This is a genomic window from Microbacterium sp. 22242 (genome assembly GCF_052045495.1).
Classification (GTDB): domain Bacteria; phylum Actinomycetota; class Actinomycetes; order Actinomycetales; family Microbacteriaceae; genus Microbacterium.
This window is the reverse complement of sequence record NZ_JBQEOZ010000009.1, coordinates 84,355-107,848: the sequence shown is the minus strand read 5'-3', so window position 1 is coordinate 107,848 and position 23,494 is coordinate 84,355. Positions and strand designations below refer to the sequence as shown.

General features: G+C 71.8%; 24 protein-coding genes. 16 read left to right on the top strand and 8 right to left on the bottom strand.

All coding sequences use genetic code 11. The features are described 5' to 3' along the window. Positions 1-104 precede the first annotated feature (104 nt). The 4 genes from ACTJJZ_RS11590 to ACTJJZ_RS11575 all read left to right on the top strand — a co-directional run bounded on the left by ACTJJZ_RS11590 (position 105) and on the right by ACTJJZ_RS11575 (position 3,632). Positions 105-866, top strand: coding sequence for a 3-oxoacid CoA-transferase subunit A (locus ACTJJZ_RS11590; RefSeq protein ID WP_440721345.1), 762 nt, complete (start codon positions 105-107; stop codon positions 864-866). Beyond that, on the top strand, positions 863-1,552 hold the full coding sequence (locus ACTJJZ_RS11585) for a 3-oxoacid CoA-transferase subunit B (protein WP_440721344.1): 690 nt from the start codon (positions 863-865) through the stop codon (positions 1,550-1,552). The genes ACTJJZ_RS11590 and ACTJJZ_RS11585 overlap by 4 nt, the downstream gene beginning before the upstream one ends. Further along, the gene (locus ACTJJZ_RS11580; RefSeq protein WP_440721343.1) at positions 1,549-2,724 is read left to right on the top strand and encodes a thiolase family protein; all 1,176 of its coding nucleotides are present in this window, start codon (positions 1,549-1,551) and stop codon (positions 2,722-2,724) included. The genes ACTJJZ_RS11585 and ACTJJZ_RS11580 overlap by 4 nt, the downstream gene beginning before the upstream one ends. A 134-nt stretch (positions 2,725-2,858) precedes the next feature. After that, entirely contained in the window at positions 2,859-3,632 is a 774-nt protein-coding gene (locus ACTJJZ_RS11575) for an IclR family transcriptional regulator domain-containing protein (protein ID WP_440721342.1), read from the top strand. A gap of 191 nt (positions 3,633-3,823) precedes the next feature. On the opposite strand, the gene ACTJJZ_RS11570 is transcribed toward ACTJJZ_RS11575, so the two are convergent. Together ACTJJZ_RS11570 and ACTJJZ_RS11565 are read right to left on the bottom strand one after the other, a co-directional pair. Beyond that, on the bottom strand, positions 3,824-4,474 hold the full coding sequence (locus ACTJJZ_RS11570) for a hypothetical protein (protein WP_440721341.1): 651 nt from the start codon (positions 4,472-4,474) through the stop codon (positions 3,824-3,826). A gap of 94 nt (positions 4,475-4,568) precedes the next feature. Continuing rightward, a complete protein-coding gene (locus ACTJJZ_RS11565) occupies positions 4,569-5,321 on the bottom strand; it encodes a class I SAM-dependent methyltransferase (protein ID WP_440721340.1) in 753 nt (250 codons plus the stop codon). 140 nt (positions 5,322-5,461) lie between these two features. Here ACTJJZ_RS11565 and ACTJJZ_RS11560 point away from each other — a divergent pair, with 140 nt between their 5' ends. The 8 genes from ACTJJZ_RS11560 to ACTJJZ_RS11525 all read left to right on the top strand — a co-directional run bounded on the left by ACTJJZ_RS11560 (position 5,462) and on the right by ACTJJZ_RS11525 (position 11,127). Next, the gene (locus tag ACTJJZ_RS11560) at positions 5,462-6,343 is read left to right on the top strand and encodes a PaaX family transcriptional regulator C-terminal domain-containing protein (protein ID WP_440721339.1); all 882 of its coding nucleotides are present in this window, start codon (positions 5,462-5,464) and stop codon (positions 6,341-6,343) included. Positions 6,344-6,411: 68 nt separating this feature from the next. Beyond that, complete coding sequence (locus ACTJJZ_RS11555) at positions 6,412-6,723, top strand: YciI family protein (protein WP_440721338.1); 312 nt, start codon at positions 6,412-6,414, stop codon at positions 6,721-6,723. After that, complete coding sequence (locus ACTJJZ_RS11550; protein WP_440721337.1) at positions 6,716-7,045, top strand: CHY zinc finger protein; 330 nt, start codon at positions 6,716-6,718, stop codon at positions 7,043-7,045. Before ACTJJZ_RS11555 ends, ACTJJZ_RS11550 begins: the two co-directional genes overlap by 8 nt. A 39-nt stretch (positions 7,046-7,084) precedes the next feature. Further along, positions 7,085-7,522 carry a VOC family protein gene (locus tag ACTJJZ_RS11545; RefSeq protein ID WP_440721336.1) on the top strand — a complete coding sequence of 146 codons (438 nt, stop codon included), beginning with the start codon at positions 7,085-7,087 and terminating at the stop codon, positions 7,520-7,522. A 204-nt stretch (positions 7,523-7,726) separates the two neighbouring features. Continuing rightward, positions 7,727-8,083 (top strand): hypothetical protein, encoded by a 357-nt coding sequence (locus ACTJJZ_RS11540; RefSeq protein WP_440721335.1) that lies wholly within the window; start codon positions 7,727-7,729, stop codon positions 8,081-8,083. A 10-nt stretch (positions 8,084-8,093) separates the two neighbouring features. Then, a complete protein-coding gene (locus tag ACTJJZ_RS11535) occupies positions 8,094-9,059 on the top strand; it encodes a DNA topoisomerase IB (protein ID WP_440721334.1) in 966 nt (321 codons plus the stop codon). A gap of 201 nt (positions 9,060-9,260) precedes the next feature. Beyond that, entirely contained in the window at positions 9,261-10,529 is a 1,269-nt protein-coding gene (locus ACTJJZ_RS11530; protein WP_440721333.1) for an ammonium transporter, read from the top strand. 4 nt (positions 10,530-10,533) lie between these two features. Further along, on the top strand, positions 10,534-11,127 hold the full coding sequence (locus ACTJJZ_RS11525) for a hypothetical protein (RefSeq protein ID WP_440721332.1): 594 nt from the start codon (positions 10,534-10,536) through the stop codon (positions 11,125-11,127). 24 nt (positions 11,128-11,151) lie between these two features. Here the strand turns inward: ACTJJZ_RS11525 and ACTJJZ_RS11520 are convergent, their stop codons facing one another. Next, on the bottom strand, positions 11,152-11,742 hold the full coding sequence (locus ACTJJZ_RS11520) for a cation transporter (protein WP_440721331.1): 591 nt from the start codon (positions 11,740-11,742) through the stop codon (positions 11,152-11,154). 171 nt (positions 11,743-11,913) lie between these two features. Here ACTJJZ_RS11520 and ACTJJZ_RS11515 point away from each other — a divergent pair, with 171 nt between their 5' ends. Beyond that, positions 11,914-12,411, top strand: a complete 498-nt coding sequence (locus ACTJJZ_RS11515) for a methylated-DNA--[protein]-cysteine S-methyltransferase (protein WP_440721330.1) — start codon at positions 11,914-11,916, stop codon at positions 12,409-12,411. 81 nt (positions 12,412-12,492) lie between these two features. On the opposite strand, the gene ACTJJZ_RS11510 is transcribed toward ACTJJZ_RS11515, so the two are convergent. Next, complete coding sequence (locus ACTJJZ_RS11510; protein WP_440721329.1) at positions 12,493-13,266, bottom strand: SDR family NAD(P)-dependent oxidoreductase; 774 nt, start codon at positions 13,264-13,266, stop codon at positions 12,493-12,495. A 110-nt stretch (positions 13,267-13,376) separates the two neighbouring features. Then, positions 13,377-14,921 (bottom strand): CitMHS family transporter, encoded by a 1,545-nt coding sequence (locus ACTJJZ_RS11505; RefSeq protein ID WP_440721328.1) that lies wholly within the window; start codon positions 14,919-14,921, stop codon positions 13,377-13,379. A 141-nt stretch (positions 14,922-15,062) separates the two neighbouring features. On the opposite strand from ACTJJZ_RS11505, the gene ACTJJZ_RS11500 reads away from it, so the two are divergent. Both ACTJJZ_RS11500 and ACTJJZ_RS11495 read left to right on the top strand, forming a co-directional pair. After that, positions 15,063-16,853: an ATP-binding protein gene (locus ACTJJZ_RS11500; protein WP_440721327.1), complete on the top strand. Its 1,791-nt coding sequence runs from the start codon at positions 15,063-15,065 to the stop codon at positions 16,851-16,853. Continuing rightward, positions 16,850-17,503, top strand: coding sequence for a response regulator (locus tag ACTJJZ_RS11495; protein ID WP_440721326.1), 654 nt, complete (start codon positions 16,850-16,852; stop codon positions 17,501-17,503). Before ACTJJZ_RS11500 ends, ACTJJZ_RS11495 begins: the two co-directional genes overlap by 4 nt. Positions 17,504-17,542: 39 nt before the next feature. Here ACTJJZ_RS11495 and ACTJJZ_RS11490 read toward each other — a convergent pair whose 3' ends face one another. Further along, positions 17,543-18,223: a response regulator gene (locus ACTJJZ_RS11490; RefSeq protein ID WP_440721325.1), complete on the bottom strand. Its 681-nt coding sequence runs from the start codon at positions 18,221-18,223 to the stop codon at positions 17,543-17,545. Further along, positions 18,220-19,518, bottom strand: a complete 1,299-nt coding sequence (locus ACTJJZ_RS11485; RefSeq protein WP_440721324.1) for a sensor histidine kinase — start codon at positions 19,516-19,518, stop codon at positions 18,220-18,222. The genes ACTJJZ_RS11490 and ACTJJZ_RS11485 overlap by 4 nt, the downstream gene beginning before the upstream one ends. Before the next feature lie 175 nt (positions 19,519-19,693). Between ACTJJZ_RS11485 and ACTJJZ_RS11480 the strand changes: the two genes are divergently transcribed. After that, a complete protein-coding gene (locus ACTJJZ_RS11480) occupies positions 19,694-21,133 on the top strand; it encodes a cation:dicarboxylate symporter family transporter (protein WP_440721323.1) in 1,440 nt (479 codons plus the stop codon). Positions 21,134-21,289: 156 nt separating this feature from the next. Here ACTJJZ_RS11480 and ACTJJZ_RS11475 read toward each other — a convergent pair whose 3' ends face one another. Next, the gene (locus tag ACTJJZ_RS11475) at positions 21,290-23,452 is read right to left on the bottom strand and encodes an MMPL family transporter (RefSeq protein WP_440721322.1); all 2,163 of its coding nucleotides are present in this window, start codon (positions 23,450-23,452) and stop codon (positions 21,290-21,292) included. Positions 23,453-23,494: the final 42 nt, after the last annotated feature.

Genomic DNA, 23,494 nt, shown 5'->3' with positions numbered 1-23,494 from the left:
CAGCGATCGCGTGCGGGCCGGGGCCGCACGTCGTTCACGCCGCATCGTGCTGTACTATTCGAGTAGCGAAAGGAACTTCGCATACCGAAAACAAGGGATCGAAGATGATCGACAAGAGGATCCACTCCGCCGAAGAGGCGGTGGCGGGCATCGCCGACGGCTCCGTCGTGATGATCGGCGGGTTCGGTCGCGCGGGGCAGCCCGTCGAGCTGATCGACGCGCTCATCGCGCAGGGCGCGGGAGATCTGACGATCGTCAGCAACAACGCGGGCAACGGCGACACCGGGCTGGCCGCACTGCTGGCGGAGCGCCGCGTGCGCAAGATCGTCTGCTCGTTCCCGCGGCAGTCCGACTCCTGGGTGTTCGACCGTCTCTACAGCGATGGCGCGATCGAACTCGAGCTCGTTCCGCAGGGCAATCTCGCCGAGCGGATCCGCGCCGCCGGTGCCGGGATCGGCGCTTTCTTCACCCCGACCGGGGTGGGAACGCTGCTGGCCAAGGGCAAGGAGACGCGGGAGATCGACGGCCGGACGTATGCGCTCGAGTATCCGATCCGCGCCGACGTCGCGCTCATCAGCGCGCGCCAGGCGGACCGCTGGGGCAACCTCGTCTACCGCGAGACCGCGCGCAACTTCGGTCCGATCATGGCGACCGCGGCCGCGACCACGATCGTGCAGGTGGACGAGTTCGTCGAGCTGGGGGCGCTCGATCCTGAGCGGGTCGTGACACCCGGCATCTTCGTCGACCGGGTCGTGGCCGTCGGCGAGCGGCGGTGGCTCCGCGACGGCGAGTTCGTCGGCGGGGTGGATCTGGAGGGCAACGCGCTGCAGGATGCGGCCGGGCAGCAGAACGGAGCGGTACGATGACCACGCGGATCAGCCGGGAGGAGCTCGCCGCGAGGATCGCGGCCGACATCCCCGAGGGGTCGATCGTCAACCTCGGGATCGGCGCCCCGACACTGGTCGCCGACTACCTCCCGCAGGACGAGGAGATCGTCCTGCACACGGAGAACGGCATGCTCGGCATGGGGCCCGCCCCGGAGGCGGGGAGCGTGGATCCGGATCTCATCAACGCCGGCAAGCAGGCGGTGACCGCCCTCGCCGGCGCCGCCTACTTCCACCATGCCGACTCCTTCGGGATGATGCGCGGCGGTCATCTGGACGTCTGCGTCCTCGGAGCCTTCCAGGTGGGGGAGAACGGCGACCTCGCGAACTGGTCCACGGGCGCGCCGGGGGCGATCCCGGCCGTGGGAGGCGCGATGGACCTCGCGATCGGCGCGAAAGACGTGTACGTTATGACCGATCTGCTGACCAAGCAGGGCGAATCCAAGCTCGTCGCCACCTGCACCTATCCGCTCACCGGCGTCGGCTGTGTGTCGCGGGTGTACACCGACCACGCCGTCTTCGATGTGACCCCGGACGGCTTCGCCGTACGCGACCTGTTCGGCGACAACACGGTCCACGGCCTGCGCGAGCTGACCGGGCTGGAGCTCATCGACGCGACGCAGGGCGCGGCTGCGCCCGCCTCGACGCAGGAGGGGGACCGCTCGTGAGCGGCACCTGGATCTACGACGCCGTGCGCACCCCGTTCGGACGCGCCGGGGGCGCGCTCTCGGGCGTGCGCCCGGACGACCTCGCCGCGGTGGTGATGCGCGCGATCGTCGAGCGGACAGGACTGGATCCGGCCTGCATCGACGACGTCGTCTTCGGCGACGCGAACCAGGCAGGCGAGGACAACCGCAACGTGGCGCGGTTCGGCGCGCTCCTCGCGGGGTTCCCGACCTCGGTCACGGGCACGACGGTGAACCGGCTCTGCGCCTCCTCGGTCGAGGCGGTGATCCAGGGCTCCCGGGCCATCGAGGCCGGCGACGCCGAGCTCATCCTCGCGGGCGGGGTCGAGTCGATGTCGCGAGCGCCGTTCGTCGTGGAGAAGTCGGCCAAGCCGTGGCCGGCGGTCGGCAACCAGACGATGTGGAACACCTCGATCGGCTGGCGTATGACGAACCCGGCGCTGCCGCGGGGATGGACGATCTCCAACGGCGAGTCGGCCGAGAAGATCGCGCGGGAGTGGGGGATCGGCCGGGAGGTGCAGGACGCCTTCGCGGTGCGGTCGCACGAGCTCGCCGGACGGGCGTGGGCCGAGGGCCGCTACGACGCCGAGATCGTGCAGGTGCCGGGCAGCGAGCTCGCGCGCGACGAGGGGATCCGCGACGGCAGCACCGTCGAGAAGCTCGCGGGGCTGAGGGCGGTGTTCGCCACCGACGGCGAGGGCACGGTCACAGCCGGCAACTCCTCGCCGATCAACGACGGCGCCTCGGCCGTACTGCTCGGGGCGGAGGGCGCGCTCGACGTGGAGCCGCTGGCGCGGATCACCGGGCGGGCGGCCCACGGCGTGGACCCCGACGTCTTCCCGATCGCTCCGATCGAGGCGGCGAACAAGGCGCTCGCCCGGGCGGGCAGATCCTGGGCGGACGTCGACCTCGTCGAGCTGAACGAGGCCTTCGCATCCCAGTCCCTCGCCTGCTTGAAGGGCTGGCCCGAGCTCGATCCGGAGCGGCTCAACATGCACGGCGGCGCCATCGCGATCGGCCATCCGCTCGGAGCCTCCGGCGGACGCATCATCGGCCATGCCGCGCACGAGCTCGCGCGCCGCGGAGGGGGAGTGGCGGTGGCCGCGATCTGCATCGGGGTCGGGCAGGGCCTGGCGGTCGTGATCGAGCGCTGACGGCCAGGGATCCGGCGGGGCCCGTCCTGGGCACGCCTCGGAGGCGCAGACGGTCGTCCCCGCGCCGTCGTGTAGCGTGATCCGCAGGCTGCGCAGGACCACCGCAGGCCGCCAGGTGATCGGAGAGGACCGTTGTGGCGGACCAGAGAAGCGATCCGGACTTCGTGCAGTCGCTGGCGCGCGGCCTGGCCGTCATCCGTGCGTTCGACGCGGAGCATCCCGAGCTCGCCCTGAGCGATGTCGCCCGGCGCACCGACATGCCTCCCGCCGCGGCCCGGCGATTCCTGCGCACGCTCGAGGCTCTCGGCTACGTCCGTGCGAACGGCAGGATCTTCGCCCTCACGCCGCGCGTGTTGGAGCTGGGCTTCAGCTACCTGTCGGCGCTGTCGCTGCCGGAGACGATGCAGCCTCACCTGGAGCGCCTGTCTCGCGACGTCGCCGAGTCGGTGTCGGCCGCGGTCCTCGCCGGCAGCGAGATCGTCTACGTCGCCCGCGTTCCCACCCGGCGGATCATGACGGTCGGGATCACCATCGGCACGCGATTCCCCGCCTACGCGACCAGCATGGGACGGGTGCTTCTGGCGTCCCTCCCCGAGGAGGCCGTCGCAGCAGTCCTGGCTCAGGACCCTCCCCGCGCGCTCACCGAGCGCACGATCGCAGAGCCGGCGGATCTCGTCGAGGAACTCCGCCGCATCAGGGAGCAGGGCTGGGCGCTCGTCGACGGCGAGCTGGAGCTCGGCCTGCGCTCGGTGGCGGTGCCCGTGCACGGGCGCGACGGGGCCGTGGTCGCGGCGGTGAACGTGTCGACGAGTGCGACCAGGGACTCGGTGGAGCGGCTCCGTGACCACCACCTTCCGCTGCTGCAGGAGGCGCAGCGGTCGATCGAGGCAGACCTGCGTCTGCTCTGACGGCGCCTATCGCAACGCGGGCCTGTTGCCCATGTCGTACCTGCGCGCACGGGATGCCCTGCACCCGGAGGCGGCGGCGTTGCGCCTCGACGCCACCGCCGTGCTCACCTAAGACAACAGGCTCCGTGAGGCGGCGCGCGCGGCGGGACTGGACGTGATCGCCCCGCAGCAGGAGAGGGCGTCGGCGACCGTCAGTCCCGCGGGCGGCTCACGCCGAGCAGCAGCTGCGGCAGGGTGTGCCGCACGTAGCTGGACTCCGGGAACGACTTCTCGTTGCCACCGGACAGGATCCACGACTCGAACGACCGCTCGTACGTCAGGATGACGACGCGCACGCCGAGCGCCGGCTGCCAGTCGAAGCGGCGGCCGATGCGCGAGAGCAGCAGTTCGAACGCCTCCAGCATCGCGGGCAGGAACGCGCGCTCCGACTCCATGACGTCTTCGCTGCGCGCCCCGGTCGCCGCGGCGAGCTGCCGCTCGCGCAACCGGATGGTCAGCGAGCTCCAGTCGAGCGGCCGCGCGCGGGCGAGCGCCGCGGAGATCGCGACCTCCGGCGGCACGTCGGGGTGCGCATCGGGATCGAACGATTCGGCGGCGGACCGCACGCGCCGTGCGCATTCCTCGAGCAGCTCGTGGTCGACGGCGTGCAGCAGGTCCCTGTCGCCGGGGAAGAGGGTGCGGAAGGCGCCGTCGCTCAGACCGGACTCACGGCGCAGCTCCGCGATCAGTGCCGGGAGGGATCCGTCCCACGTCGGCAGCATGATCCTCGCGAGCGTGATGACGCGGGCGCGGCTCTGACGGCGCGAGGCGCTCACGCGCGACGAGCGCTCGTCTGGTGCCATGTCGGGTGGATCCTCTCCTGAGACGAGGGTAACGGTGTCTGCCGCACGCCATGCCGAGAAGTCGCCGGCGCTCTCCTTCTGATGGCTCGGCGTCCTACCGCGGCTTGGACGCCTCGATCAGGTGTCGTGCCGACGTGGCGATGAAGGGCTGCCCCGCGCGCATCGTTCGGTCGAGTTCTCTCAGCTGTCGCTCGTAGGCGTCCGCAGAGAACCCGGGGACCCACCAGACGCACTTCCGCAGGATCCAGACGACGGCTCCGACGTCGAAGAACTCCATCCGGCAACGCGCGATGCGCAGATCCTCGACGTCCAGTCCCGCCGCTTCCGCCGCGGCGGCCTCGGCATGAGCATCCCGCCCTTTGCGCTGCTCCGGAAGCGGCCCGAGGAAGTGCTCGATCAGCTCGAAGGCGGACGCCGCGCCCACATGCTGCGCGAAGTAGCGCCCTCCCGGCGCCAGGACGCGGTGGATCTCCGCCCAGTCAGGACGCACTGGGTGACGGGAGCTCACGAGGTCGAACGTGTCGTCCGGGAAGGGGAGAGGACCGCCCGCGGTCTCGAGGACCTCCACGCCCCGCGGACCGAGCAGCGTCCGGGCGCGCGCCGCGTTCGGCGGCCACCCCTCCGTGACGACCATGCGCGGTGCGAGCACGGCGGCTTCTGAGAGCACCTCGCCGCCACCGGTGTCGATGTCGAGCGCCGCGCCGACGTGACCGAGACGCTTCGCGAGGAGTTTCGCGTAACCCCACGGAGGGCGCTCCTCGGTGGCGCGTCCGTCGAGCCACCCGAATCCCCAGCCGTTGACGTCTGCCGCTTCCGCCTCCGACACCAGCTCCTCGAAAGACCTCACCCGGTCAGGCTATCGCCGTGCGCTCGCCGTGCCCCCGCGGTGCGCTCGCCGGGGGTCAGCGCAGGGGCGCGACAGGTGGCACTGTCCGGGGAATCGTGGCATCCTCGGGGGCACGATCCTCTCGAGCGTTGGGACGAGCCATGCACCTACGCGAAGCGGACGCCCGCACCCGTCACGCGCCCCATTCGACCAGCGTCGGCTTCGTCTTCGGTGCTCTCTCCGCCGCGGTGATCCCCGATCCCGTCCTCATCGCCGTGCTGCGGCAGCTCGGGCTCACCGACACCGATGCCCGCGGCACGATCTCGCGGATGCGGCGTCTGGGCTGGCTGATCGACGACCGCAGCGGGGAAGGGCCGGTCGTCGCACACCGGCTGTCCCCCGCGGCGCTCATCCGGTATCGGGAGCTGGAGGGCACGACGCCCGTGCCGCATTGGTCCGGCGCGTTCCACGGGGTGGTCTTCGACATCGACGGGACGCATCCCGAGTTCCGGGATCGCTTCCGCAGGCTGGCGGAGCACGCGGGCTTCGGGCTGCTCCGCCCCGGCGTCCTGATCCATCCGGAGGACCGCTGGCAGCCGATCGCCCAGGGCGTCGGCCCCGCGCCCGAGGGCAGCTGGTATTCGTACATCCGCCTCGTCCCCCGGGACGAGGCGGAGGCTGCGTGGATGACAGCCAGGGCATGGGACCTCGCGGGGATGGCAGACCGCTATCGGGCCGCGATCGCGGAGGTGACCCGGACCCACGATCACATCGTCGACGTCATCGCCGAGCACGATCCCTGGGCGCTGCTCGACGTCTGGCATCGCATGTACGGCCGGGTCATCGTCCTCCGGATGGACGATCCCGGGCTGCCCGAGGAGCTGCTGCCCGCGGACTGGCCGGGAGCCGGCTTCGCGCCGGCGCTCCGCGCGGTGAACGCGACGATCGCACCGCAGATCCAGCCTTACCTGCAGGCGGAGGTCTCGCAGTGGGACGAGACCGGCGACTGCGTCTTCGCCCCCACCGCGTGGACGAAGGCATGAACGCCGCCGTTCCGAGCCCCGGGGCCCACAGCTCCGAGGCACACAGAACCGCCGCTTAGGCTGTCGTCATGACCGAACGCGTCGAATACCTCGTCACCGCGATGGACGGATCCGATGCCGAAGCGCTCCCGCGCCGGCTCGCCGCTCGCGACCTGCACCTCTCCGGGGTGCAGGAGCTCGCCGACCGCGGGGAGTTCCTCAGCGGCGGCGCGATCCTCGACGAGAACGGGCGCATGATCGGATCCTCGATGCACGTGTCCTTCGAGGACGAGGCGGCGTTCCAGGCCTGGTACGACGCCGAGCCTTACGTGACGGGCGACGTCTGGCAGGACGTGACGGTGCGGCCCCTGCGGCTGTTCCACCCGGCGCGCGATGCCTGAACGACCTGCGGTGCGGGGCCGCGTGGTCGACGAGCAGACCCGGTGCGTGCACTACCGGACCGAGCTCGACATCGTCGCGATCCGCTTCGCGTGCTGCGGGGAGTACTACCCGTGCCACCTCTGCCACGAGGAGACCGCGGGGCACGCCGCACAGCGGTGGCCGGGTGACGCCCGCGCCACGAAAGCCGTGCTGTGCGGAGCGTGCGGGGCGGAGCTCTCGATCGCGGAGTACGTCGCGACGACGTCGTGCCCGTGCTGCTCCGCGGCGTTCAATCCCGGCTGCGCGCTGCACGAGCACCTCTACTTCGCGCCGGCCGCGTGACCTGGCGCGACGGCGGAGGCTCTCGCTAGCATCCGAGACATGCCCATCGCTCTGGAGAACGTCGGAATCGCCGTCCGCGACCTGGAGGCCGCGATCGCCTTCTTCACCGACCTCGGCCTCACGGTCGTCGGCCGGGACACCGTGAGCGGCGACTGGACGGACACCGCCGTGGGCCTGGACGGCAACCACGCGAAGATCGCGATGCTGCAGACCCCGGACGGGCACGGCCGCCTCGAGCTCTTCGAGTACCTCCACCCCGACGCGATCGAGACCGAGCCCACCCGCCCCAACGACATCGGCATGCACCGCGTCGCCTTCTCGGTCGACGACATCGACGAGGCCCTCGCGATCGCCGCGAAACACGGCTGCCACCCGCTGCGCGGCGTGGCTGACTACCAGGGTGTCTACAAGCTCACCTATCTGCGCGGACCGAGCGGGATCCTGGTGATGTTCGCCGAGGACCTCACGAAGCGCTGAGGGCTCTCGCGAGCCGGAACGCGGCCGGCGAGCCCCGCCGACTCGTCGCGAGGCGCCATGCCCGTCCTGGCAGTGCCGACGATGGTAGCCGAGGCGCGTGGCCGGTGCCAGCCCCTGCGCGCTCTCTCGCGACGGGGGCAGAGTGTGATGCGGCGCATCGTGTGCGCCGGTATGTCGGAGGTATGTCGGAGAGGAGAAGAGCGGATGACCGTGAGGCTCAACAAGGATGCGCTGCACCACGCGGAAGGGCTGCTGCGCGCGGGGCACGTGGTGCGGGACGAGCGCGACGACTGGAGCGAGCACGCGCCCAGCACGGACAAGGGCAACGACTTCATCGACGAGCACGGCATGGACGAGTACGCCCTGTGGTTCCTCGGCGAGGACACGTCGGAGAACAAGGGGACGAAGGGCCGCCACCTCTTCCCGTACGGCGACTTCACCGACCTGCATCGCTGCGCGGTGGTCTCGGGTGAGAGCCGGGCGGGTCAGTACAAGCACCGCAGCATCGAGAACGCGTTGAAGGATCTTCTCACCGCGATCGACGAGCGCGACGGCGACTGACGCGGCCGCCGTGGCAGGACTGGTCCGGGCTCGGCCGGACACCGATCCCGGATACCGGCGGGTGCGCTCCGGATCCGGATTCCGCTACCTCGACGAGCGCGGCGAGCCGGTCCCCGACGCCGAACGGGAGCGGATCCGCGCGCTCGTGATCCCTCCCGCGTGGACGCACGTATGGATCGCCGAGGATCCGCTCGCGCACATCCAGGCCGTCGGCGTCGACGGCGCCGGTCGGCAGCAGTATCTGTACCACCCGCAATGGCGCGCCCGCCGCGACCGGCGGAAGTTCCGCCGTGCGATGGCGCTCGCGGAGGCGCTGCCGCTGGCCAGGGCGCGGGTGACGCGTGCGCTCGGGAAGGACGACGGAGCGACGAGGGAGCGCGTGCTCGCGGCGGCGTTCCGGCTGCTCGACGACGCGGCGCCCCGCATCGGCTCCCGGCGCTATCTGCTCCGCCACGGCAGCAGGGGACTGACCACGCTGCGCCGGCGCGACGTGACGGTCGACGGGACGTTGGCGACTCTGTCGTTCCCCGCCAAGAGCGGGCGCCGGATGCGCCTGGAGATCGAGGACCCGGACCTCGCCGCGGTGTTCGCCGAGCTCGCGGAAGGGCCGGGGAGCGCGCCTCTGCTCGCCTACCGGCGCGGCCGTCGCAGGGTGCCGATCACGCCGCGGGACGTGAACGACTACGTGCACGACCTCACCGGAAGCGCGTTCACGGCCAAGGACTTCCGCACGCTCCGCGGCACGATCCTCGCCGCGACCGCGCTCGCCGCGGCGGGCGCCGCGTCCAGCGCCTCGGAGCGGAAGAAGAGGGAGAACGCGGCCGTGAAGGAGACGGCGGCCGCGCTCGGGAACACCCCGGCGGTGGCGCGGGCGAGCTACATCGACCCGCGCGTGTTCCGCCGGTATGCGCAGGGGAGGGTGCTCGACCGCAGAGTGGCGCCCGAGACCGCGATCAGGCGCCTGCTGGAGCCGTGACGGCGCGCCAGGACCTGCGTGCACGAGCACCTGTCGACCGCGTCCTGACGGTCCCGATCCACATGTAACACCGTGTTCACGGTGGCGCGTTCCTGCGAAACCGTTCCGAAACATGCGGCGTACCGGCGCGCAACCGGAGGGTGACAGGCTGACGCCACCCGACGCGGAAGACGCGTCCTCACCCGAGAGAACGGTTCGAGCATGGATCAAGGAAACACGGCCTTCGTGCTGATCTCGGCGGCGCTGGTGCTGCTGATGACGCCCGGTCTGGCCTTCTTCTACGGCGGCCTGGTGAAGGCCAAGAGCGTGATCAGCATGATGATGATGAGCTTCGGCGCGATCGGCCTGATCGGCGTGCTCTGGGTCGTCTTCGGCTACGCGATCGCGTTCCCCAGCGGTAAGGGCGTCATCGCCCCCTGGACGATCGACTGGTCCGCGATCGGCCTGAACAGCCTGCTCGACGTGCCGAAGGGCGCCGCGTACCCGCCGCTCGCGTTCGTCGCCTTCCAGGCCACGTTCGCGATCATCACCGTCGCGCTCGTCTCCGGCGCCATCGCCGACCGCGCGAAGTTCGGATCCTGGATGATCTTCGCCGGCATCTGGGCCACGGTCGTCTACTTCCCGGTCGCGAGCTGGGTCTTCAACTTCGGCCTGAACAAGGACGGCAGCTACGCGTACGGCGGCTGGATCACCGCGGGGCTGCAGAAGTGGCTCGGGGTCGGCGCGATCGACTTCGCCGGTGGCACGGCGGTGCACATCAACGCCGGGGCGGCGGGTCTCGCCCTCGCCCTCGTGCTCGGCCGCCGGATCGGCTTCCAGAAGGGCGCCGACGTGCCGCACAACCCGCCGTTCGTGCTCCTCGGCGCCGGCCTGCTGTGGTTCGGCTGGTTCGGCTTCAACGCGGGCTCCGAGCTCGGCGCCGACGGCACCGCCTCGGTCGCGTTCGTGAACACGCTCGCCGCCCCCGCCGCTGCGCTGCTCAGCTGGCTGGTCATGGAGAAGATCCGCAACGGCAAGCCCACCTCGGTCGGCGCCGCGTCCGGCGCCGTCGCCGGCCTGGTCGCGATCACCCCGGCCTGCGCCGCGCTGACCCCGATCTGGGCGGTCGTGCTCGGCCTCCTCGCCGGCGTCGTCTGCCAGCTCGCGATCGACCTCAAGTTCAAGCTCGGCTTCGACGACTCGCTCGACGTGGTCGGCATCCACCTCATCGGCGGCATCATCGGAACCCTGTTCCTGGGCTTCTTCGCCAACACCACCGGCCTGATCTACAGCGGCAGCTTCGCCCAGCTCGCGGCGCAGGCGATCGCGGCGGCCTCCGTGCTGGTGTACTCCTTCGTCCTCGCCTTCGTGATCGGCTTCGCGGTCGAGAAGGTCATCGGCTTCCGGGTCAAGGACGAGGACGAGATCGCCGGCCTCGACACCGTGGTGCACGGTGAAGAGGGCTACGTCCTCATCGGAGCGAGGGTCTGATCCGATGCTCCGGGGGGCGCTCGCGGCGATGCCCGTGAAGACCGGGCTCGTCCACCTGCGCGACCTCCCGCGGCGGTCTCTCGCCGCGGGAGGCGGGCATGTGCGGGAGATCTGCGGATCCCGGGGAGCGAGGAATCAGCTCGAATGGCAGCTGCAGGTCGTCGAGCTGCGCGGACCGGTCGGGGTGCTCGCACTCGCCCCGGACTCCGCGCACCTGATCGCCGGGACGAGCGGACCGCAGGTCGAGGTGGGGCCGGGCGCTTCGGCGGGGGCGCCCCTGGTGGGCCTCCGCAAGGAGCGCGTGCTGCCGTTCTCCGGGGCGGTGGTGGAGTTCCGGCGGCCGCGGCTCCGCGCCGCCGAGCTCAGCCGGATCGTCGTGCTCTCGTTCGTCGCACCGCGGGCGACGCCGCAGCTGGTCTTCGCCGATCTGCACGGCACCTCGGTCCTCCCGGACGGCGTGCAGGCGATCGTGGTGCGCTCCGGCACCGTGGTCGCCGCGGGGGAGACGGCCACGGCCCTGGACGCCATCGTCCTGGCTCCCGGCGGTGAGCGGACCGTCCAGGCCGAGGACGCACGGGTCCTGCTGTTCCTGGGGTGAGCGGGGCGCGGGGCGGGCCCCCGCTCAGCTCTCCCCGCCGCGCAGGGCGTGCACGGCCTCGCGCACCGCGTAGAACACGATCACCAGGCCCGCGAGCGGATCCGCCCACCACCAGCCGAACAGCGCGTCGAGCGCGATGCCGGCCAGCACCGACGTCGCGAGGATCCCGTCGACCAGCGTCACCCTGCCCTCCGTGATCAGCACGGGATTCTGCAGGGCCCGGCCGATCCGGCTCTTGCCGGCGGCGAGGGCGAACATGACCAGGGCGGTGAGCGCGGTCCAGCCGATGCCGCCCAGCAGCGGGACCGCGCGGTGCCCGGAGAGCAGCACGGCGCCGGCCTGCACCAGCAGGTAGACCGCGAGCAGCACGAAGGCGATGCCGATCAGCCGGATGCCGATGCGCTGGCGTCGTTCGTCCGCTCCGGTCAGCTCCCAGATCACGACCGTCGAGGCGCCGATCTCGATGAGGCTGTCCAGGCCGAAGCCGAGCAGGGCCACAGAGCCCGAACGGTACGCGAGGATCGCCAGCAGCACCACGCCGACGACGTTCCAGCCGAGGGTCACCGCCTCGAGCGCGATGCCGGCGCGGCGGAGGCTGAGGCGATCGGCGGGCACGGCCCGACCGTAGAGGTCGATCCCATGCCCGGGCTGAGCGTGCGCGGCGCGGCGCGTGGTCCGCGACGCGGGCGGATCCGCCGCATCGGCCGGACCTGCCCCGCAGACGCGGCCGGACCTGCCCTGCAGACGCGGCCGCGGAATGTCGGAGCCGGCCGGTAGGGTCGCGGCATGATCTTCTCGGGTTCGATCGCGACGCCGGTCGGGCTGCTCGCGGTGGAGAGCGACGGCGCCGCCGTCCGGCGCGTGCACTGGCCGCGGGCGGGCCGTCCCGCGGCGGGCGCCGATGCGGCCGATCCGCTGCTCGAGGACGCACTGTCGCAGCTGCGCGCCTACTTCGCCGGCGAGGTGACGGAGTTCGATCTGCCGTTCGACCTCGGGCCGCAGACCGAGGTCACGCGCGCCGTGCTGATGACGCTCTACGACACCGCCGACCGGGGCGAGACCGTGACCTACGGCGAGCTCGCCGAGCGCAGCGGGACGTCCGTCCCTGCGCGCGCGATCGGATCCATCATGGGCGCGAACCCGATCCCGATCATCGTGCCGTGCCATCGGGTGGTCGCGAGCGACGGCCTCGGCGGCTACTCCGGCGGTGCGCCAGGGGAGGGGCTCCGCACGAAGCGCTGGCTGCTCGAGCATGAGGGGGCGTTGCCGGCGGCGCTGTTCTGAGCGGCGTCGGCGACCGGCGGGACCTTCCCCCGCGTCGACACGGCGGGACCGCCGTCGGCGTCAGCGGCGCGGACCGACGGCTCAGCCGCGCCCGAACAGGGCGCCGCCGTTGACCTGCACGATCTGCCCGGTGGTCCAGCCGCCGTCCGGGCCGGCGAGGTACGACACGGCGCCCGCGACCTCGTCCGGGGTGCCCGGCCGGTTCATCGGCACCTGCGCGAGCCGGGACGCGACGATCTCCGGCGTGCGGCGGCCGTCCCAGAAGCCGGTGTCCGGCACGTAGCCCGGGGCGATCGCGTTGACGGTCACGCCGTCGGCCGCGAGGTCGGCGGCGAGTCCCATCATCCAGCCGTGGATGGCGGCCTTCGCCGCGCCGTAGCCGTTCGCGCCGCGGAGGGCGGCGATCGAGCTGATCGAGATGATCCGGCCGCCGGGACGGGTGATCCGGGGCAGCAGCGCCTCGGTGAGAAGCACGGCGGTGAGCACGTTCAGACGGAAGTTCGCGTCGTAGTTGGCGGCGATCCCGGCGAGGCCCTCGCCCCGGTCCAGGACATTGCCGCCCGCGTTGTTCAGGAGCACGTCGACCGCGCCCTCGATCTCGGCGGCGGCCCGTTCCACGGCGGCGGGATCCTGCAGATCGGCGACGACCGTCCGCGCCTGCGCGGCCGGGCTCTGCGTGCGGATCCGCTCGGCCGCCTCCCGCAGCACGCCCTCGCGGCGGCCGAGGATCGTGATGTCGAAGCCGTCGCGGGCGAGGCGCAGGGCGGAGGCGAGGCCGATCCCGCTGCCGCCGCCGCTGATCACGGCGTGCGGACGGGGTCCGTCGAAAGAGGTCTGGGCGTCAGCGGTGCTCATGGCTCCAGCCTAGGATCCGCCCTGCTGCTGCGGCCAGACGCGGCGCCGCCCGCGCCACCGGGGAGGCGGCGCGGGCGGCTGACTCGTGGGGAAGCGCGCTCAGCGCGCGATCACTGGGCGACGAAGAGCGGGACCGCGCCGGTCAGCATCGCGACGCCCAGCATCACCAGCGAGACGATCACGGCCCGCCACAGCACCTTGCGGTGGTGGTCGCCCAGGTTGACGCTGGCGAGGGAGACGAGCAGCAGGATCGCGGGGACCAGCGGGCTCTGCAGGTGCACCGGCTGGCCGGTGACCGAGGCCCGCGCCATCTCGACCGGGTCGATGCCGAAGTGCGCCGCACTCTGCGAGAGCACCGGGAGGATCCCGAAGTAGAACGCGTCGTTCGACATGAAGAACGTGAACGGGATCGACAGGATGCCGGTGATCGGGGCGAGGAACGGTCCCAGCGCCGGCGGGAGCACGTTCGTGATCCAGGCCGCCATCGCATCCACCATGCCGGTGCCGGTGAGCACCCCCACGAGCACTCCTGCGGCGATCACCATCGACACCACGCCGACGATGCTGGGCGCGTGCGCCACGATCTCCGCCGCCTGCTCCTTCAGCCGGCGGAAGTTCACCAGCAGCGCGACCGCGGATCCGACCATGAACACGTAGGGGAGCGGCATGATGTCGAGCACCAGCAGCACCATCACGGCGACGGTGAGCGCCAGGTTGAACCAGATGAGCCGGGGCCTCAGCGTGGTGCGGGCCGGGTCGAGCATCGTGTCGGCCATGGCGGTGTCCGCGGGATCCACAGCCGTCGCCGTGACCGAGCCGTGGCCGCCGGACACGGTGACCACGTTGCCCGTGTGCAGCTCGGCGCGAGCACCGGGCTTCGCTGCCGCACCGCGGAAGATCTTCGGCACGGAGGCGAGCGCTCCGCCCTCGGCGCTGCCGTCCAGGCGGCTCGTGTCGATGCGGCCCAGGCGGCGCCGCTCCTGCAGGCCGAGCATCCACGCGAACCCGAGCGCGACCACGAGGCCGACCCCGAGCGCGGGCAGCATCGGCACGAAGATGTCCGTGGGCTGCACCCCGAGCGCGGTCGCGGCGCGCACGGTGGGTCCGCCCCACGGGACGATGTTCAGCGTGCCGTTCATCAGGCCCGCCACGCAGGTCAGCACCACAGGACTCATCCCGAGCCGCAGGTAGATCGGCAGCATCGCCGACGTGGTGATGATGAAGGTGGTCGACCCGTCTCCGTCGAGCGACACGGCGGCTGCGAGCAGTGCCGTGCCGAGGACGACCTTCGCCGGGTCGTCGCCGAGCACCCGGGTGATCACGCGGATGAGCGGATCGAACAGGCCGACGTCGATCATGATCCCGAAGAACATGATCGCGAACATGAGCAGCGCCGCGGTCGGCGCCATCTTGCCGATCGAGTCCAGGATCATGTCGCCGAGCCCCAGCCCCGCCCCGGCGAACAGGCCGAACGCGGTCGGCACGAGGATGAGCGCGACCATCGGCGTCAGGCGCTTCGTCATGATGAGCGTCATGAAAACGAGCACCATGCCGAATCCGAGCAGCACGAGCACCCACTCGGGCGGCACGAAGGCCACGTCGTAGGAGGGTTTGTCTTCGGCCGCGATGAGCAGGCCGGCGAGCGCGGTGGGCATGGGGACTTCCTCGTCTTCCTCCGTCGGCGTCGACGGACACAGCAGACGTTAGGGAAGTTCGAGCCGTGCGATCCGATAACGCGCATTCCCTCGCGAAATGCGCGTAGCGTGACTTCTGCGCATATTGCTCAAAGGGGAACGATGTCGAGGACGACGAAGCCGCAGGGAACGGCGACGGCCGCGAACGCCGTACGTCCGGGGACCCCGCGGCGGCGACCGCGTTTCGCGACGCGGACGCTGCTGCTCCAGCTCGCGACCGTCCTCCTCGTGGTCGTGCTCTGCACCGGCGTCTACCTGTTCCTCGCCGTGCAGCAGCTGCGGGCGGAGGCGGAGTCGTCGGCGCTCGGGATCGCGCGCACCCTGGCCGAGGATCCGCAGGTGCGCGCCCAGGTCGCGCTCGCCTCCGCCGATCCGGGGACCCCGCAGGCCGCCGAGCTTCGCGACGGCGAGCTGCAGCGCACGGCCGCCGCGGTCGTCGCGCGCACCGGATCCCTGTTCGTGGTGATCACCGACGATCACGGGATCCGCCTGACGCACCCCGATCCGTCCCGTCTCGGCCACGAGGTGAGCACCCCGTACCAGGACGTCCTGGCGGGGCGCGAGGTGATCGAGTGGGAGACCGGCACGCTCGGCGAATCGGTGCGGGCGAAGGTCCCGGTCCGCGACGCCGGCGGCACTCCGGTCGGCGAGGTCAGCGTCGGGTTCGCGCGGGCCGGAGTCTTCGACGACCTGCCGCCACTGCTCGCGGTGATCGGGATCGCGGCGGCCGGGGCGCTCGTGCTCGCGACGCTCGCGGCGCTCCTGCTGCGCCGTCGCTGGGAGCGGCTCACGCTGGGCGTGCAGCCGGAGGAGCTCGTGGCGCTGGTGCACAACCAGACGGCCGTGCTCGACGGCGTCGTCGACGGCGTGCTCGCGATCGATCCGGACGGCGTCGTCCAGGTGTGCAACGACGCGGCCCGGCGGCTGCTGGAGCTCGGCGACGCCGTGGGACGACCCCTCGCCGAGCTGGGCCTGCCGCAGCCGATCCTGGCCGCGGCGGCGGGCTCCACGACCCGGACCGAGCTCATGCTGCACGATCGGGTGCTGTACGTCGACAGCCGCCCGGTGGTGCGCGAGGGGCGCAGCCTCGGCGCCGTCGTGATCGTCCGGGACCGGACCGATCTCGTCGCCCTGTCGGAGCGGCTGGAGACCGTGCGCACGATGACCTCCGCGCTGCGCGTGCAGCGGCACGAGTTCGCCAACCGCATCCACGTCGCGGCGGGGCTCATCGATGCGAGCCGGGTCCCCGAGGCGCGGGTGTTCCTGGCCGAGCTCATGGAGCGCGGATCGATCGACTTCCCTGTGCCCGGCCTCGACCGGCTCGCCGACCCGTTCCTGCACTCGTTCCTGGGCGCCAAGGCGCTCGAGGCCGGCGAGCGCGGCGTGAGTCTGCGCATCGGCGAGGAGACGCAGCTGACCGGGACGGTCGTCGAGGCGGAGGACGTCGCCGCGGTGCTCGGCAACCTGGTCGACAACGCCATCACCGCCGCGGTCTCGGGCGATGCTCCCCGGTGGGTCGAGGTCGCGGTGCTCGACGACGGGGACGCGCTCGTCCTCACCGTCGCCGATTCCGGCCCCGGGCTCGACGCCGCCGGGCCGAGCGCGACCGGCACGTCAGCGGACCCGGCCGACGGCGCCGACCACGACCGAACCGGCGAGGGAGCGGATCCCGGCGGGGGAGCGGGTCCCGGCGACCCCGTGCACGGGCACGGCCTCGGCCTGCCGCTCTCGCGCGAGATCGCGCGGCGCGAGGGCGGCGATCTGTGGATCATCGATCGCGGCGGGGACGGGCACGGCGCGGTCTTCGCGGCCCGGCTCGGCGCCGTCCTCGACCCGGTCCGCCCCGGCGTCGCGCCGGACTCCGCACGCCCCGTCCCGAAGGAGATCCCATGACCGATCCGATCCGCGTGCTCGTGCTCGACGACGACTTCCGGGTCGGCGGACTGCATCACGCGATCGTCGGGGAGCGTCCCGGCTTCGCGCCGCTGGATCCCGTGCGCACGATCGCGGAGGCGCGGGCGGCGATCCGCGATCATCGGCCGGAGCTGCTCCTCGCCGACGTCTATCTCCCCGACGGCGACGGGATCTCGCTGGTGCAGGAGGCGGGGATGGACGCAGTCATCGTCTCGGCGGCGGAGGACGCGCCGACGGTGCGCAGAGCCCTGAGGTCGGGTGCCGTGGCGTACCTGATGAAGCCGTTCGAGAAGCGCAGCCTGACCGCTGTGCTGGATCGGTATGCGCGCTACCGCAACCTGCTCGCGGGCGACCGCTCGCTGCGGCAGAAGGACCTCGACCGTGCGCTCGCGATCATGCACGGCGCCGGCGAGTCGGCGTCGGCCTCGCGCTCGGCGACCGAGCAGCTCATCCTCGGCGCTCTGGGCGCCGAGGAGGCCTCCGCGGCCGAGATCGGCGAGCGGGTGGGGATCTCCCGCGCCACCGCACAACGGCATCTGACGACCTTGGCCGAGCGGGGCGTGGTCGAGGTGCGGCTGCGCTACGGGGCCGCGGGCCGTCCCGAGCACCGCTACACGATGCGCGGGTGACACGGGACGGGCGGCGCAGGTGGCCGGTGCGGCCCGTGCTCAGCGCCCCGCTCGCCGGTAGACCGTCTCCGGGCGCCCCGGCTTCCCGTACCGTGCGGCGCGGACGGCGACGCCGAGGTCGGCGAGGTGCTCGAGGTAACGGCGGGCGGTGACCCGGGATACGCCGACCGCGTCGGCCGTCTCCGTCGCGGACAGCTCGCGGCTCCGGCTCAGGACCCGGGAGATCTCGTCGAGCGTGGTCGGCGACAGTCCCTTGGGCAGCCCGATCGCGCCGGTCGGCGGAGAGCCGCCGAGCAGCGCGTCGATCTCCGCCTGGCTCGCCGCGCCGTCGATCGACGTGCGCTGCTCTCGTCGGCTCCGGTACTGCTGCATCCGCTCCTGGAAGGCGGCGAAGGTGAACGGCTTCACCAGGTACTGGCTCACGCCGAGCGCGGCCATGCGGCGCACGGTGTCGACATCCCGCACGCTCGTAACCGCGATCACGTCCGCCGGCACGTCGAGCGACCGCGCGCGGCGCAGCACGTCCAGGCCGGATCCGTCCGGCATCGTCACGTCGAGCAGCACCAGGTCGATCCGCGCACCGGGGGAGGTGAGCGCGTTCAGCGCCGCACGCGCTCCGGTGCACGTTCCCACGGTCTCGAAGCCCTCGATCCGCTTGAGATACGCGGCATGCACCTCAAGCGTGAGCGGATCGTCGTCCACCAGCAGCACGCCGATCATCGCCGCGCCCCCGCCCCGGCGCCCGCCGGGAGCTCGACGCGGAACGCCGTGGGCCGGGAGGAGACCGAGACGGTCCCGCCCGCGGCGAGCACCACGGAGCGCACCAGGGCGAGGCCGACGCCGCGCCCCGTCGCCTCGGCCGGCTTGGTCGAGAAGCCGTGCTCGAAGATCTGCGGCAGCAGCTGCTCCGGCACGCCGGGGCCGCTGTCCGAGGCGGTGAGCACGGCCGCCCCGTCCGCCCCGGCGTCGAGGGCGACCTCGACCCAGCGGTCCTCGGACTGCGCGGCCGCGTCCAGCGCGTTGTCGATGAGGTTGCCGACCACGGACACCGCGTCGACCGGCGTCAGCGGCAGCGCGGGAGCGTCCTGCGCGATGTGCACGCGCCAGCGGATGCCGCGCTCCTTCGCCTGCGACGACTTGCCGAGCAGCAGCGCACCCAGCACGGGATCCCCGTCGCGCAGCGTCATCTGGTCGATCACCGACTGGCTCTGCGCCGACGACTCCGCCAGCAGGGCGATCGCCTCGTCCTTGCGATCGAGCTCGAGGAGCGAGATCGCGGTGTGCAGGCGGTTGCCGTGCTCGTGCGTCTGCGCTCGCAGCGCCTCGCCGAGGGTGCGCACCGACTCGTAGGCCGACACGGCGTCGCGCACCGAGCCGGCGGGAAGGTCTCCGGCGATCCTCCTGGTCAGCCGGCGCGCGAAGAAGGCGCCCGCCGCGCCGAGAGCGACGAGGATCACCGCGAATCCGAGCGCGAGCGGGAGTCGCCGCGCGATCGTCGTCGAGATCGACTCGATCGTCACCCCGGCCGACACCCAGCCGCGCAGGGCGCCCGCGGCGTCCCGGACGGGGACGATCGCGCGGATCGACGGGCCGAGGGTGCCCGCGAACTCCTCGGTCAGCTCCTTCCCGGCGCCCGGACCGCGGTCGGGAACCGTGCCGATGTACGGCTGGCCGATGCGGGACGGATCCGGATGCGTGAGCCGGATGTGCGAGACGTCCATGACCGTGATGAAGTCGAGCCCAGCGCCCGTGCGCACCGCCTCGACGTAGTGCTGCAGCGGACTCGTGGGCGAGCCGGGACGGCCGGACTCCAGTGCGTCCACGACGATCGGGGCGTCGGCGAGGCTGCGCGCGATCGACCGGGTGAGGCGCTCGGACTCCTGACGCACCGCGAGCTGCGTCTCCCAGGCGAGGAACGCGGCGGTCACCCCGCTGATCACGAGCACGGCCGCCAGCAGCACGAGGAAGACACGCGACGCCGCGCTGTGCGCACGCTCCCTCGCGTTCGACCTCATCGCCGCTCCGTTCCGGTTCCAGTATGGGTGCGCAGCGATCCTCCGCCGCCTCCGCGTGCGCATCCCGTCGTGATCAATACGACCACAACTCGCCCCGGCAGCCGTCCGCTCGGAACCATGGACCGGTGGCCGCTCACAGAGGAGCGGCCGGAAGATCTGCTCAGCGGAGGCGAAGATGACTCTCACCGAAGGTTTCACACTCCCGCGCCACGACTGGCGCCGGGGAAAGCGGTCCTGGGACCGGCACACCTGGCTATACCTGTCGGTGCTCGCCGCCGTCGTGCTGGGTGCCGCGGTCGGACTGCTCTGGCCCCAGTTCGGTCAGGCGCTCGAGCCGCTCGGCAAGGCGTTCGTCGCGCTGATCAAGATGATGATCGCGCCGATCATCTTCTGCACGATCGTGATCGGCGTCGGATCGATCGCCAAGGCGGCCACGGTCGGAAAGATCGGCGGCCTCGCGCTCGTCTACTTCATGGCGATGTCGACGGTCGCGCTCGCGATCGGCCTGGTCGTGGGCAACCTGCTCCACCCCGGCTCCGGCCTGCACCTGAACGGCGTCACGTACGACGCCTCGACGACCGAGGCGAAGAGCACCACCGACTTCGTGCTCGGGATCATCCCGACCACCTTCTTCGGCGCGTTCACCGGCGAGAGCGTGCTGCAGGTGCTCTTCATCGCCCTGCTGGTGGGCTTCGCGCTGCAGGGGCTGGGCGAGAAGGGCGCGCCGATCCTGAGCGCCGTGCGCCACCTGCAGGCGCTCGTGTTCCGGATCCTGGGCATGATCCTCTGGCTCGCACCGCTCGGCGCGTTCGGGGCGATCGCAGCCGTGGTCGGCAAGACCGGAATCTCCGCGATCTGGGGCCTCGGGCTGCTGATGGTGGCGTTCTACATCACCTGCTTCCTGTTCATCGCGGTCGTGCTCGGCACCGTGCTGTACGCGGTCGCGCGGGTGAACATCTTCCGGCTGATGAAGTACCTCGGCCGGGAGTACCTGCTGATCGTGGGCACCTCGTCGTCCGAGTCGGCCCTGCCCCGGCTGATCGCGAAGATGGAGCACCTCGGGGTGTCCAAGCCCGTCGTCGGCGTCACCGTTCCCACCGGCTACTCGTTCAACCTGGACGGCACCGCGATCTACCTCACCATGGCGTCCCTGTTCATCGCGACGAGCATGGGCCAGCCGATGAGCCTCGGCGAGCAGATCGGGCTGCTGGTCTTCATGATCATCGCCAGCAAGGGCGCTGCGGGCGTCACCGGCGCCGGGCTCGCGACGCTCGCCGGCGGCCTGCAGGCCTACCGGCCTGACCTCGTGCACGGCGTGGGCGTGATCGTCGGGATCGACCGCTTCATGTCGGAGGGCCGTGCGGTCACCAACTTCACCGGCAACGCGGTGGCCACGCTGCTGATCGGCACCTGGACGAAGGAGGTCGACCACCAGCGGGTCCGCGCCGTCCTCACCGGGGCGCTCCCGTTCGACGAGGCGTCGCTCGACGGCATCGGCCACGGGACGTCGCCGGACAACCCGGCGCCGGTCGGAACCGCAGAGCTCGGCGACGCCGCCGTGGCGGAACTGAGCGCGAAGGTGCAGCGGGCGCAGCAGCGCTCGTCGGGTTCCTGACCCCGGACAGGCGCGGGATTCCTCAGCGGGTCGGTCGGTGGACGCGTGTCCGCCGCCCGACCCGCTGCGCCGATAGGACCCGCGCTCGGAGACCGCCGTGCTCCTGGGGCGACCGCCGCCGGCTGACGCACCCCCGCCGACTGACGAGGAGCGCTCTCAGCGCGCGCCGCGGGAGAGCTTCGACGGCCACCACACGGCGCGGCCGACGTCGTGCACCAGCGCGGGGACGAGCAGCGAGCGCACCACGAAGGTGTCCAGCAGCACGCCGAACGCGACGATGAAGGCGAGCTGGGCGAGGAACAGGATCGGGATCACGCCGAGCGCCGCGAACGTCGCCGCGAGCACGAGACCCGCCGAGGTGATCACCCCTCCGGTGATCGCGAGGCCGCGCCGCACGCCCTCCCGCGTGCCGTGGATCCTGGACTCCTCGCGCACGCGCGTCATCAGGAAGATGTTGTAGTCGATCCCGAGCGCGACCAGGAACACGAAGCCGTACAGCGGAACGGCCGGATCCGCACCGGGGAAGTGGAACACGCCGTCGAACACGAGCGCCGAGACGCCCATCGCGGCGCCGAAGGACAGCACGGTGGTGACGATCAGCAGCACCGGGGCGAGGATCGCACGGAGCAGCAGCATGAGGATCAGCATGATCACCACCAGGATCACCGGGATGATCAGGGCGCGGTCGTGGATCGAGGCGTCGTTCGTGTCGATCGCGGTCGCGGTGACCCCGCCGACGATCGCGCCGGTGCCGTGCAGCGCGGTGCGCAGTCGGCGCACGGTGTCCTCCGCTGCAGGGGAATCGGCGGCGCTCGTGAGTGTGCCCTGCAGCAGCACGTCTCCGTCGAAGACGGTGGGTTCTGGCGCCGCCGCGCCCGGAGGGCCCGACGCCGTGACTCCCTCGGCGGTGACCTTCGCGGTGCCGCTCGGGGCGGACGTCGCGGTGACCGAGACGCCGTCGACGCCCTTGTCAGCCAGCAGCACGTCGGCGGCGTCCTGCAGCGAGCTCTTCGCCACGACCACCTGCACGGGGCTTCCGGAGCCGCCGGGGAAGTGCGCGCCCAGCGCGGTCTGCCCGTCGCGCGCCTGCGAGGCGCCGAGTACGAGATCGGACTGCGGCACGCCGGACGCGTGCAGCTGCAGCACGCCGGCGGTCGCGATCGCGAGCACGACGGTCGTCGCGATCCAGATCAGGCGGGATCGACGGCGGATGAGGCCCGCGAGCCGGGCCCACACGCCGGTGGCCGGCGCAGCGCTCTCCGGCGCGGCCGGATCGAACCGCGGGCGGCGCGGCCAGAATGCGGCGCGGCCGAACGCCATGAGCAGCGCAGGCAGCAGCGTGAGCGCGGAGAGCATCGCGAAGGCGATCCCGATCGCGGCGACGGGCCCGAGCGCGCTGTTCGACTTCAGATCACTGAGCAGCAGGCAGAGCAGCCCGGCGATCACGGTGCCTCCCGAGGCGAGGATCGGCTCGAACGACCCCTTCCACGCGGTGAGCACGGCCCGGCCGCGGTCCTGCTCGTGGCGCAGCGCCTCGCGGAAGCGCGACACGAACAGCAGGGCGTAGTCGGTGGCCGCGCCGATCACCAGGATGAACAGGATCCCCTGGGTCTGCCCGCTGAGCAGCAGCACCCCCCACTTCGCGAGCCACCACACCAGCAGCAGGGCGACGCACAGTGCGAACAGGCTCGTCGCCAGCACCACGATCGGCAGCAGCAGCGACCGGTACACGAGCACGAGGATCACCAGCACCGCCGCCAGCGCGACCCCGAGCAGGATCCCGTCGATCCCTGCGAAGCCGGCCACGAGATCGCCGCTGAAGCCGGCCGGGCCCGTCACGAAGACGCGAACCCCCGGGGGCGCCGCCTTGCCGAGGGTCGCCCTGATCTCCGTCACGACATCGGCGATCTCAGCGCTCGTGCGGATCGGGACGAACGCCTGGACGGCCTCGCCGTCCTCGGAGGGGATGGCGGGCGAGATGCCGTCGCCCACGCCGGGGATGTCGACGGTGGCCTTCACCGCGTCCGCGAGAGTGGTGAGCTCGGCGGGCGTGAGCTTCTCCGCCGAGGTCGCGACGATGATCGCCGGGATCTCGTCGGAACCCGCGAACCGCGTCTGCAGCTCCTGCACGCGCGTCGCATCGGCGGACGCGGGCAGGTAGGCGGTCCGGTCGTTGGAGGAGACCTCATCGACCTTGCCGAACAGCGGTCCGCCCAGCGAGGCTGCGATCAGCCAGCCGACGATGATCAGGGCCGGCAGCAGGATCCGAAGGGTCCGGCCCGCTCTGCGGGGGTGTGCGGGGTGCTGCGGGGCGGTCATCGTGATCCTCTCGTCGCCTTCCGGAAGACTAGAGGCATTTCG

What these genes read in the sequence shown, in the direction of transcription:
- ACTJJZ_RS11495 (WP_440721326.1), top strand. Translation starts at nt 16,850, where the DNA reads ATGACCGATCCGATCCGCGTGCTCGTGCTCGACGACGACTTCCGGGTC.
- ACTJJZ_RS11510 (WP_440721329.1), bottom strand. Translation starts at nt 13,266, where the DNA reads ATGAGCACCGCTGACGCCCAGACCTCTTTCGACGGACCCCGTCCGCAC.
- ACTJJZ_RS11500 (WP_440721327.1), top strand. Translation starts at nt 15,063, where the DNA reads ATGTCGAGGACGACGAAGCCGCAGGGAACGGCGACGGCCGCGAACGCC.
- ACTJJZ_RS11560 (WP_440721339.1), top strand. Translation starts at nt 5,462, where the DNA reads ATGCACCTACGCGAAGCGGACGCCCGCACCCGTCACGCGCCCCATTCG.
- ACTJJZ_RS11550 (WP_440721337.1), top strand. Translation starts at nt 6,716, where the DNA reads ATGCCTGAACGACCTGCGGTGCGGGGCCGCGTGGTCGACGAGCAGACC.
- ACTJJZ_RS11515 (WP_440721330.1), top strand. Translation starts at nt 11,914, where the DNA reads ATGATCTTCTCGGGTTCGATCGCGACGCCGGTCGGGCTGCTCGCGGTG.
- ACTJJZ_RS11525 (WP_440721332.1), top strand. Translation starts at nt 10,534, where the DNA reads ATGCTCCGGGGGGCGCTCGCGGCGATGCCCGTGAAGACCGGGCTCGTC.
- ACTJJZ_RS11490 (WP_440721325.1), bottom strand. Translation starts at nt 18,223, where the DNA reads ATGATCGGCGTGCTGCTGGTGGACGACGATCCGCTCACGCTTGAGGTG.
- ACTJJZ_RS11485 (WP_440721324.1), bottom strand. Translation starts at nt 19,518, where the DNA reads ATGAGGTCGAACGCGAGGGAGCGTGCGCACAGCGCGGCGTCGCGTGTC.
- ACTJJZ_RS11555 (WP_440721338.1), top strand. Translation starts at nt 6,412, where the DNA reads ATGACCGAACGCGTCGAATACCTCGTCACCGCGATGGACGGATCCGAT.
- ACTJJZ_RS11480 (WP_440721323.1), top strand. Translation starts at nt 19,694, where the DNA reads ATGACTCTCACCGAAGGTTTCACACTCCCGCGCCACGACTGGCGCCGG.
- ACTJJZ_RS11585 (WP_440721344.1), top strand. Translation starts at nt 863, where the DNA reads ATGACCACGCGGATCAGCCGGGAGGAGCTCGCCGCGAGGATCGCGGCC.
- ACTJJZ_RS11530 (WP_440721333.1), top strand. Translation starts at nt 9,261, where the DNA reads ATGGATCAAGGAAACACGGCCTTCGTGCTGATCTCGGCGGCGCTGGTG.
- ACTJJZ_RS11545 (WP_440721336.1), top strand. Translation starts at nt 7,085, where the DNA reads ATGCCCATCGCTCTGGAGAACGTCGGAATCGCCGTCCGCGACCTGGAG.
- ACTJJZ_RS11540 (WP_440721335.1), top strand. Translation starts at nt 7,727, where the DNA reads ATGACCGTGAGGCTCAACAAGGATGCGCTGCACCACGCGGAAGGGCTG.
- ACTJJZ_RS11570 (WP_440721341.1), bottom strand. Translation starts at nt 4,474, where the DNA reads ATGGCACCAGACGAGCGCTCGTCGCGCGTGAGCGCCTCGCGCCGTCAG.
- ACTJJZ_RS11505 (WP_440721328.1), bottom strand. Translation starts at nt 14,921, where the DNA reads ATGCCCACCGCGCTCGCCGGCCTGCTCATCGCGGCCGAAGACAAACCC.
- ACTJJZ_RS11475 (WP_440721322.1), bottom strand. Translation starts at nt 23,452, where the DNA reads ATGACCGCCCCGCAGCACCCCGCACACCCCCGCAGAGCGGGCCGGACC.
- ACTJJZ_RS11590 (WP_440721345.1), top strand. Translation starts at nt 105, where the DNA reads ATGATCGACAAGAGGATCCACTCCGCCGAAGAGGCGGTGGCGGGCATC.